This window comes from uncultured Amaricoccus sp. (genome assembly GCF_937858865.1).
GTDB lineage: Bacteria > Pseudomonadota > Alphaproteobacteria > Rhodobacterales > Rhodobacteraceae > Amaricoccus.
The window spans coordinates 1-9,448 of the sequence record NZ_CALLYO010000418.1 but is presented as its reverse complement, the minus strand read 5'-3'; the positions used below and the strand labels follow the sequence as shown (position 1 = coordinate 9,448).

Genomic DNA, 9,448 nt, shown 5'->3' with positions numbered 1-9,448 from the left:
CGAGGGCACCGGGCTCGGCCTCGCGATCAGCGAGAAGCTGGTGCAGGCGATGGGCGGCGAGATCACCGTGTCGAGCGAGCTCGGCGCGGGGTCCACCTTCGTCTTCACCGCGGTGTTCGACGAGGCGGCGCGGCCCGAGGAGGTGCCCGATGCCGCTTGAGTTCAAGCCGCGCGTGGTGGCCGGCAGCGAGGCCGCGCCGCACGCCTCGCCCGGCGACGTGATCCTCGTCGTCGAGGACAACCGCACCAACGCGCTCATCCTGCGCACCATGCTGCAGAAGACCGGCTACCAGGCCGTGGTCGCGACCGACGGCGCGGAAGGCGTGGAGATGGCCGACAGGCTACGCCCGCGCGTCGTGCTGCTCGACCTGCACATGCCGCGCCTCGACGGCTTCGCCGCCGCCGCCGAGATACGGCGGCGGGCGGGACGTCAGGCTCCCCCCATCATCGCGGTGACGGCGAACGTCAGCCCGGAGGTTCACGCCGCCTGCTTGGCCTGCGGCTTCGCCGCCGTCCTGTCCAAGCCGATCCTGCTCGAGGCGCTGACCGCGACCTTGCGCAGCTTCCTGCCGCCCTCGAGAGGCGCGGCGGCGGGATAGGCCGGCTCGTCGAGGCCGAAGATCCCGAGCAGGAAGTTGTAGTGCGTCGGGCAGAAGGCGCGATAGAGCGGCACCAGCCAGTGGTTCGGGTCGAGCCCCGCCCGCAGGCAGTTGCGATAGTCCTCGAGCAGCTCCTCTCCCGGCTCGATGTCGCGCAGCGCGACGATGTGGTCCTCGCAGAGCTTCGGCCAGTAGTAGAGCCCCACGTTGGCCGCCTTGCCGTCGGCATGGTTCATGTAGTCCATGCCGTCGGTGTACCAGAGAAAGAGCCCGGACGGCTCGTGCACGTATCCCGCGAAGAGCGCATGCGACAGGACCGATGGGTCCAGCCTGGCCAGCGCCGTCCGGGTGCAGACGTGCATCGACGGATCGTACTGCCACACCTTGGTTCCCGCCGGGATCCTTTCGGCGGCGAACACTCCGCTACCGTGTACGGCACTACGCTTGACCTCAATATTCACATTCCAGCCCAAGTTCATCTCCTGCACATTGACCGTACGTTACTTGTCCGGGCCCGAGGTGACGGCAGCACGAGCGAACTCCGTTCGAAGAGTGACGCCGCATCCGCGAAGGCCACACCATAACGTGTATCTTAGCGATATATATTCGCGTTAAGCGTGCAAGAGCTAATTTATTATCGGTGCAAACTAAGGCGTGTTTGCATCGGTTTTTACTCGTAAAACGAGTATTAACGCCTTGGAAGGCAGCAAACGGGAACGAACGGGGCAGAACAGGCGGCCGCTCAGCGGGGCCGCGTCGCGTTCTCGACGGTGCGGATGAAGACGTCGTGCTCGGCGCAGAGCTGCACGATCGACTTGGGCGGCGCGACATCGGTGAAGAAGCCGTCGAGATCGGCGAGACTGGCGATGCGGACCGGCGCCGACATCTTGAACTTGGTATGATCGGCGACGAGGTAGCTCTTGCGCGCGTTCCTGATGATCGCCTGCGCCACCCGGACCTCGCGGAAGTCGTAGTCGAGCAGCGAGCCGTCGGGATCGACCGCCGCCGAGCCGATGATCGCGTAGTCGACCTTGAACTGGGCGATGAACTCGGCCGTCACGTCGCCGACCAGCGCCCCGTCCGCGCGGCGCAGGATGCCGCCGGCGACGATCACCTCGGAGTTGGGGCTGGTGGCGAGGATGTTCGCCACGTTGAGGTTGTTGGTGATGACCATGAGGTTGCGGTGCTTGAGGAGCGCGCGCGCCACCGCCTCGGTCGTCGTGCCGATGTTCATGAAGAGCGAGACCCCGTCGGGGATCTGCTGCGCCACCATGCGGGCGATCGCGTCCTTCTCCTGGCTCGCCAGGCTGCGGCGGTCCTCGTAGCCGAGCGCGATCACCCCGGAGGGGATGGTCGCGCCGCCGTGGACGCGGGTGAGCTGGCCGACCTCGCAGAGATCGCCGAGATCGCGCCGGATGGTCTGCGCCGTGACGTTGAAGCGCGCCGCCAGCTCCTCGACAGTCACCTTCCCCGCCTCGCGCGCAATCGTCAGGATCTCGGACTGGCGGAAGTTCTGGGCCATCAGGGTCTTGCGGAAATGGAGGCGGCGTCTCTCATACGCCGGGCGCGCGGTGCACGCAAGCGGACGCAATTTCGTTTCACCGCCCGGCCGCGCCTGCGGCGGCCCGGCGGCGGCAGGCGGCGGCCCCGGCCGGGCTTGCAAGTCCGCCTCCGCGCCTGCACTTTGGAGGGGACAGCGGACGGCGGGGGAAGGACATGTACCGGAACATCCTGATTGCGACGGACGGGTCGGAGCTTTCGGCCAAGGGGGTGCAGGCGGGGCTCGACCTCGCGAAGGCCTCGGGCGCGAAGGTCACGATCGTGATCGCCAGCGAGCCCTTCCCGGCCTACGACCTCGGGACCCGGCTCGGCTTCTTCACCGACCAGCAGGCGGTCGAGGCCTACGGCGCCGGTTGCCAGAAGATCGCCGATGCCGCCCTCTCCAGCGCGCGGAAGGCGGCGGAGGAGGCCGGGGTCGCCTGCGACACGCTCCACGTCGCGAACAGCGTGCCGGGCAAGGCCATCCTCGAGACGGCCGCCGCGCGCTCCTGCGACCTGATCGTCCTCACCTCGCACGGGCGGCACGGCTTCGAGCGCTTCCTGCTCGGCAGCACGGCGTCGCGGGTGGTGCAGAGCGCGGAGATCTCGGTCCTCGTCGTGCGCTGACGCGGGCGGCCGGGGCCGGCGCTCCGGCTTGACACGCCGGGGGCGCCCGGGTCCCCATGCGCGTCGAAGCCCGCCGCCGCGTGCGGGCCGCCAGGGAGGCCCGCTTGACCTGCATCCTCGCCATCGACCAGGGCACCACCTCGAGCCGCGCCATCGTCTTCGACGAGCGCATGGGGATCGCCGCGGTGGCGCAGGAGGAGTTCCCGCAGCACTTCCCGCAGTCGGGCTGGGTCGAGCACGACCCGGCCGACATCTGGTCCTCGACCGCCGCCGTCTGCCGCGCCGCGCTCGAGCGGGCCGGCGTCGCGCCGGGCGCCATCGCCGGCATCGGCATCACCAACCAGCGCGAGACCACCGTCGTCTGGGACCGCGAGACCGGCCAGCCGCTCGGCCGCGCCATCGTCTGGCAGGACCGCCGCACCAGCGGCCTCTGCGCCGAGCTGCGCGCCGCCGGGCACGAGGCGACGATCACCGAGCGCACCGGGCTCCTCCTCGACCCCTACTTCTCCGGCACCAAGCTCAAGTGGCTCCTCGACGCCCACGAGGGCGCGCGGGAGAGGGCGCGCGCCGGGCGGCTCCTCTTCGGCACCGTCGACAGCTGGCTCATCTGGCGGCTGACCGGCGGCGCGGTGCATGCGACCGACGCCACCAACGCGGCGCGGACGCTCCTCTACAACATCCGCGAGGGTCGCTGGGACGAGGAGATCTGCGGGCTGCTCGACATCCCCATGGCGATGCTGCCCGAGGTGCGCGACTCGGCGGGCGACTTCGGCCTCGCCCGCGCCGACCTCTTCGGCCGCGCGGTGCCGATCCGCGGCGTCGCCGGCGACCAGCAGGCGGCGACGGTCGGGCAGGCCTGCTTCCGCCCGGGGATGCTCAAGGCCACCTACGGCACCGGCTGCTTCGCCGTGCTCAACACCGGCGAGACGCCGGTCGCGAGCCGCAACCGGCTGCTCACCACCATCGCCTACCAGCTCGACGGCCGGCCGACCTATGCGCTCGAGGGCTCGATCTTCATCGCCGGCGCCGTGGTGCAGTGGCTGCGCGACGGCCTCAGGATCATCCGCCAGGCCTCCGAGACGCAGGCGCTGGCCGAGGCCGCCGACCCCGGGCAGCGGCTCTACCTGGTGCCCGCCTTCACCGGCCTCGGCGCGCCCTACTGGGACCCCGACTGCCGCGGCGCCATCTTCGGGCTCACCCGCAGCTCCGGCCCGGCGGAGTTCGCCCGCGCGGCGCTCGAGAGCGTCGCCTACCAGACCCGCGACCTCCTCGAGGCGATGCGCGCCGACTGGCCGGAGATCGGCGACACCGTGCTGCGGGTGGACGGCGGCATGACGGCGAACGACTGGGTGCTGCAGGGCCTGGCCGACACCCTCGGCGCGCCGGTCGACCGCCCGAGGGTGCTGGAGACGACCGCCCTCGGCGCCGCCTGGCTGGCCGGGATGCAGGCCGGGGTCTATCCGGGGCCGGAGGAGTTCGCCCGCAGCTGGGCGCTCGACCGCCGCTTCGAGCCGGCGATGGACGCGGGCCTCCGCGAGGACCGCTATGCCGGCTGGCGCGACGCGGTGGGCCGGACGCTGAGCCGGGCCTGAGGGCGCGGCAAGGATTCGCCGCGCCCGCGCTTGCGGGGCGCGGCGCGGGCCTGTATCCCGAGCGCGTATCCCGAGCGCGCCGGATGAGTGAGGAGAAGCGAACATGGCGGTCAAGGTTGGCATCAACGGCTTCGGCCGGATCGGACGCAACGTGCTCCGCGCGATCGTCGAGTCGGGGCGCACCGACATCGAGGTCGTCGCGCTCAACGATCTCGGACCGGTCGAGACCAACGCCCACCTCGTGCGCTACGACTCGGTGCACGGCCGCTTCCCCGGCACGGTCACGGTGAAGGGCGACACGATCGACGTGGGCCGCGGCCCGATCCGGGTGACCGCCGAGCGCGACCCCAAGGCGCTGCCGTGGAAGGACGTGGACGTGGCGCTCGAATGCACCGGCATCTTCACCGACCGGGAGAAGGCGGCGCTGCACCTCGAGAACGGCTCGAAGCGGGTCATCGTCTCCGCCCCGGCCAAGGGCGCCGACAAGACCATCGTCTTCGGCGTCAACGACAAGGCGCTGACCAGGGAAGACCGGGTCATCTCGAACGCCTCCTGCACGACGAACTGCCTGTCGCCGGTCGCCTACGTGCTCAACAACGCCATCGGGATCGACAAGGGCTTCATGACCACGATCCACAGCTACACCGGCGACCAGCCGACGCTCGACACGATGCACAAGGATCTCTACCGCGCCCGCGCGGCGGCGCTCTCGATGATCCCGACCTCGACCGGCGCCGCCAAGGCGGTCGGGCTGGTGCTGCCCGAGCTCAACGGCAAGCTCGACGGCGTGGCGATCCGGGTGCCGACGCCCAACGTCTCGGTCGTCGACTTCAAGTTCCTCGCCAAGCGCCCGACCTCGGTCGAGGAGATCACCGCCGCGATCAAGCAGGCGGCCGACGGCGAGCTGAAGGGGATCCTCGGCTATACCGAGGAGAAGCTCGTCTCCTCGGACTTCAACCACGACAGCCACTCCTCGGTCTTCCACATCGACCAGACCAAGGTGCTCGACGGCACCTTCGTGCGGGTGATGTCCTGGTACGACAACGAATGGGGCTTCTCCTGCCGCATGGCCGACACCGCCGTCGCCTTCGGCAAGCTGATCTGAGCGCCGCCGCACCGGGAGTCGCACGCGTGCGACTCCCGGCAACTGTCTGAAATCCCTGGGATCTGCCGGTGGCGTTAACCCGGCCTTCATGAAGGTTGCCGCCGTCCTGCCGGCGTCGGCGGCCCTTGTGCCGCGGCGCGCCGCCGGCCATGTAACGGCCATGGACCGGATGACCCTCAACCTGCCGCGCATCCGCCGCGCGCTCGAGGCGCCGGCCGGCGGCTCGTCGGACTACGACCTCAACCCGGACGCCCCGCGGCCGGCGCGCCGGCCGCTGCGGCCGGCCTCGGTGCTGGTGCCGCTGGTCGAGCGCGGGTCGGGCGTGAACCTGATCCTGACCCGCCGCGCCGCGCTGCTGCGCCACCATCCGGGCCAGGTCGCCTTCCCGGGCGGCAAGCAGGAGCCGGGCGATCCCACTCCGCTCGCCGCCGCGCTGCGCGAGGCGGAGGAGGAGATCGCGCTCCCCCCCGCCCAGGTCGAGGTGCTCGGCACCCTCGATCCGCACGAGACGGTGACGAGCTTCGCCGTGCAGCCCTTCGTCGGCGTCGTCGATCCCGGCTTCCGGCCGCGCCCCGACCCGGCCGAGGTCGAGGAGGTCTTCGAGGTGCCGCTCGCCTTCGTCCTCGACCCGGCCAACCTGCAGGTGCACGGCCGCGTCTGGCAGGGCGTGCTGCGCCGCTACTACGTCATCCCCTACGGCCCGCACTATATCTGGGGCGCCACCGCGCGGATGCTGAAGGCGCTCTCCGACCGGGTGCTGCCGTCGTGACCCGCCGCATCGAGGCGCCCTGGCTCGACGCGCCCGGCACCCGCGCCGTCTGCGGCGCGCTGATGGCCGCCGGCCGCGAGGCGCTGCCGGTCGGCGGCTGCGTGCGCAACACGCTGCTCGGCCGCCCGGTCGCCGACATCGACATCGCCACCGACGCCCCGCCCGAGGAAGTGACCGGGATCGCCATCGCCGCCGGGCTCGAGGCCGTCCCGACCGGCATCGCCCACGGCACGGTCACGGTGATCGCCGCCGGCCGTCCGTTCGAGGTCACGACCTTCCGCCGCGACGTCGCGACCGACGGCCGCCACGCCACCGTCGCCTTCTCCGCCGACCTCGCCGAGGACGCGAGCCGGCGCGACTTCACCATGAACGCGCTCTACTGCCGCCCCGACGGCACGCTCATCGACCCGCTCGGCGGGCTCGCCGACCTCGAGGCCGGGCGGGTGCGCTTCGTCGGCGACCCCGCCGCCCGCATCGGCGAGGACTATCTGCGCATCCTGCGCTTCTTCCGCTTCACCGCCTGGTACGGCGACCCGGGCGGCGGCCTCGACGCCGAGGGCCTCGCCGCCTGCGCCGCGCTGCAGGAGGGGCTCGACCGCCTCTCGCGCGAGCGGGTCGGCGGCGAGATCACCCGCCTCCTCGCCGCCGCCGACCCCGCGCCCGCCGTCGCCGCCATGGCGGCGACCGGCATCCTCGCCCGCGTCCTGCCCGGCGCCGACGCCACGCCGCTCGCCCCCCTCGTCCATGCCGAGGCCGTGGCCGGCGCGCCGCCGCGCTGGCAGCGCCGCCTCGCCGCGCTCGGCTGGCGGCCGGAATGGACGCAACGCATCCGCCTCTCGCGCGCCGACGCGCGCGCCGTCGCGGCAGCCGCCACCGCGCTGGCCGCCGGCGAGCCGCCGGCCGTCGCCGCCTGGCGGCTCGGGCCCGAGGCCGCCCGCGACGCCGCCCTGGTGCGCGCGGCGACGCTCGCCGCCCCGCCGCCCGCCGACCTCGAGGCCGAGATCGCCCGCGGCGCCGCCGCCGTCTTCCCGGTCGCTTCGGCCGACGTCGGCCTCGCGGGCCCGGCCCTCGGCCGGGCCCTCGCCGAGCTCGAGGAGGCCTGGCTCGCCTCCGACTTCCGCCTCGACGCCGCGGCGCTCCTCGCCGGGCGCCACCCTAGCTGACCGCGCGCGGCCGCGTCCCCGGCCGCTCCTCGGGCAGCGGGATGAACTCCGCCTCGTCCCCCGGCGGCAGCCGGAAGCGCCCGTGCGCCCAGTCGCCGGCGCGCCAGGCCTCCTTCGCCGCCTCGATCCGCTCGCGCGAGGAGGCGACGAAGTTCCACCAGATGAAGCGCGGCCCCGGCATCGTCTCGCCGCCGAGCAGGATCAGCCGCGCCCCTGCCGGCCCGGCGGTGACGTGCAGCCGGTCGCCGGGGCGGAAGACCATCATCCGCGCCGCGCCATGGTCCTGCCCGCCGACCGTGATGCTGCCGGAGACGACGTAGAGCCCGCGGTCCTCGTGCCCGTCCGGCAGCGGCGCCTTCGCCCCGGGCGCGAGCTCGACGTCGGCATAGAAGATCTCGCCGAAGACCCTGACCGGCGCCCGCCTGCCCCAGGCGCTGCCGAGGATCAGCCGCGCGCGCGCCCCCTCGGCCTCGATGACCGGCAGCGCCTCCTTGCCCTGGTGCTCGAAGCCGGCCGCGTCGTCCTCGGCCGATTCGGGCAGCGCCACCCAGGTCTGGATGCCGAAGAGCTCGTGCGGCCGCTGCCGCGTCGCCGCGCTGGTGCGCTCGGAATGCGTCACCCCCCGGCCGGCGATCATCCAGTTGACCGCGCCCGGGCGGATCATCTGGTCGGTGCCGAGGCTGTCGCGGTGCTGGAACTCGCCGCGGAAGAGATAGGTGACGGTGGCGAGCCCGATGTGCGGATGCGGCCGCACGTCGACCCCCTGGCCGGTGACGAACTCGGCCGGGCCCATCTGGTCGAAGAAGATGAACGGGCCGACCATCTGCCGCGCCGGCGCCGGCAGAGCGCGGCGCACCTCGAAGCCGCCGATGTCGCGGGCGCGCGGCACGATCAGCGTCTCGATGGCGTCGACCGCGTCGGCGGTCGGGCAGGTCGGGTCGAGCGTCGGGTTCCAGCTCACGTCCCGCTCCGCTCCTGCAGGAGGTCGGCCCATTCGGGATGCCGGCGGAACTGCGCCGCCGCGAACGGGCAGAGCGGCAGCACCTTCCTGCCCTCGGCGCGGAAGTCGGCGACCGCGCGCGTCACCAGCGCCTGCCCGACGCCCTGGCCGCGGAAGGCGTCCGGCACCCCGGTGTGGTCGATGATGACGAGGCCCTCGCCGGCCCTGGAGAAGGTCACCTCCGCCTCCGCGCCGTTCGCGCGGTAGACGTAGCGTCCCTTGCTGCCCTTGTCCTCGCGCTCGATCTCGGTCTGCTCGATGGTCATGACGTCGCCTCTCCTTCTTGGCTGTGCAGGAATTCCGCCACCGCGGCGATCTCGGTGCGGTCGATCTCGTGGCCGTGCGGATGCCGGTGGCGCGCGAGGGAGCCCGAGGGTGTCGGGGAGGAAGGCGTCGTCGGCCCGCGCGTCGGACGCCATCGACGTGACGTGGTGCAGCCCTCGATCCGGTTCAGCATCGCGAACGATCCTCTGGTTGACCCCAGAGATAGGCCGATTCGGCCGGCCGCCAAAGCCGCCGCCCGGCAATGGATTGTCCCCGCGGCGGAAACTTCCGGGCCGCCGGCGCGGGTAACGGCGCCTTAAGCTTTGCCGCGCAGGGTTGCTCCGCGTCGCGCTGGACGGAGTGACGAGATGGCGGCCGGGTATCTGGAGTGTGTGCTGGCGGGTCTCGTTCCGCTGCTTTTGGCTGCCGCGCACCAGGCCCGGTCCGCTCTCGGGCGGCCGGAACTGGTGCGCCTCTCCTCGCCCGGCCCCAGTGCGACGCGCCAGCCCCTTCCGTAGGCCTTCGGACCTCGCGCGCCCGAGCGCCACGGCCCGGCCGCAGGCGAACGACCGAGTGACGCCCTGCCCGGATTGGGATATCGTCGAGGGGATGAACGAGCATACCAGACGTGCGCCGGCCACCTACCAGGACGTCCTGGACGCTCCGCCGCACATGGTCGCCGAGCTCGTCGAGGGCGCGCTGCATCTTCACCCCCGGCCGGCCTCCCGCCACGCGCTCGCCGGCTCCTCGCTCGGCGACGAGCTGGTCAGCCCGTTCCAGAAGGGACGCG

The 9,448-nt window shown here is 72.3% G+C and carries 12 protein-coding genes and 1 pseudogene; 8 read left to right on the top strand and 5 right to left on the bottom strand.

Features of this window, described 5'->3' with window-relative positions; all coding sequences use genetic code 11:
* Positions 1-160: ATP-binding protein (locus Q0112_RS12410; protein ID WP_297975794.1), on the top strand; the 160-nt coding region annotated here is incomplete at its 5' end.
* Positions 150-599 (top strand): response regulator, encoded by a 450-nt coding sequence (locus Q0112_RS12405; RefSeq protein ID WP_297975786.1) that lies wholly within the window; start codon positions 150-152, stop codon positions 597-599. The genes Q0112_RS12410 and Q0112_RS12405, both read left to right, overlap by 11 nt.
* Positions 600-727: 128 nt before the next feature.
* Here Q0112_RS12405 and Q0112_RS12400 read toward each other — a convergent pair.
* Positions 728-1,078, bottom strand: a pseudogene (locus tag Q0112_RS12400) (SET domain-containing protein-lysine N-methyltransferase); the annotation flags it as partial.
* Between the two features lie 263 nt (positions 1,079-1,341).
* On the bottom strand, positions 1,342-2,121 hold the full coding sequence (locus Q0112_RS12395; RefSeq protein WP_297975784.1) for a DeoR/GlpR family DNA-binding transcription regulator: 780 nt from the start codon (positions 2,119-2,121) through the stop codon (positions 1,342-1,344).
* Positions 2,122-2,315: 194 nt separating this feature from the next.
* On the opposite strand from Q0112_RS12395, the gene Q0112_RS12390 reads away from it, so the two are divergent.
* The 5 genes from Q0112_RS12390 to Q0112_RS12370 all read left to right on the top strand — a co-directional run bounded on the left by Q0112_RS12390 (position 2,316) and on the right by Q0112_RS12370 (position 7,394).
* On the top strand, positions 2,316-2,765 hold the full coding sequence (locus tag Q0112_RS12390; RefSeq protein WP_297975782.1) for a universal stress protein: 450 nt from the start codon (positions 2,316-2,318) through the stop codon (positions 2,763-2,765).
* 104 nt (positions 2,766-2,869) lie between these two features.
* Positions 2,870-4,357: a glycerol kinase GlpK gene (gene glpK / locus Q0112_RS12385; protein ID WP_297975781.1), complete on the top strand. Its 1,488-nt coding sequence runs from the start codon at positions 2,870-2,872 to the stop codon at positions 4,355-4,357.
* A gap of 103 nt (positions 4,358-4,460) precedes the next feature.
* Positions 4,461-5,462 carry a type I glyceraldehyde-3-phosphate dehydrogenase gene (gap, locus tag Q0112_RS12380; protein ID WP_297975779.1) on the top strand — a complete coding sequence of 334 codons (1,002 nt, stop codon included), beginning with the start codon at positions 4,461-4,463 and terminating at the stop codon, positions 5,460-5,462.
* Between the two features lie 160 nt (positions 5,463-5,622).
* Positions 5,623-6,231: a CoA pyrophosphatase gene (locus Q0112_RS12375; protein WP_324563860.1), complete on the top strand. Its 609-nt coding sequence runs from the start codon at positions 5,623-5,625 to the stop codon at positions 6,229-6,231.
* Between the two features lie 62 nt (positions 6,232-6,293).
* A complete protein-coding gene (locus Q0112_RS12370; RefSeq protein WP_297975790.1) occupies positions 6,294-7,394 on the top strand; it encodes a CCA tRNA nucleotidyltransferase in 1,101 nt (366 codons plus the stop codon).
* Here Q0112_RS12370 and Q0112_RS12365 read toward each other — a convergent pair.
* Genes Q0112_RS12365 through Q0112_RS12355 form a run of 3 tightly spaced genes read right to left on the bottom strand, consistent with a single transcriptional unit; the run spans position 7,387 to position 8,851 of the window.
* Positions 7,387-8,355 (bottom strand): pirin family protein, encoded by a 969-nt coding sequence (locus Q0112_RS12365; RefSeq protein WP_297975777.1) that lies wholly within the window; start codon positions 8,353-8,355, stop codon positions 7,387-7,389. The genes Q0112_RS12370 and Q0112_RS12365 overlap by 8 nt on opposite strands.
* Entirely contained in the window at positions 8,352-8,654 is a 303-nt protein-coding gene (locus Q0112_RS12360) for a GNAT family N-acetyltransferase (RefSeq protein WP_297975788.1), read from the bottom strand. Before Q0112_RS12360 ends, Q0112_RS12365 begins: the two co-directional genes overlap by 4 nt.
* Positions 8,655-8,656: 2 nt before the next feature.
* On the bottom strand, positions 8,657-8,851 hold the full coding sequence (locus Q0112_RS12355; RefSeq protein WP_297975775.1) for a hypothetical protein: 195 nt from the start codon (positions 8,849-8,851) through the stop codon (positions 8,657-8,659).
* Positions 8,852-9,267: 416 nt separating this feature from the next.
* On the opposite strand from Q0112_RS12355, the gene Q0112_RS12350 reads away from it, so the two are divergent.
* On the top strand, positions 9,268-9,448 hold a 181-nt coding region (locus tag Q0112_RS12350), incomplete at its 3' end, for a hypothetical protein (RefSeq protein ID WP_297975773.1).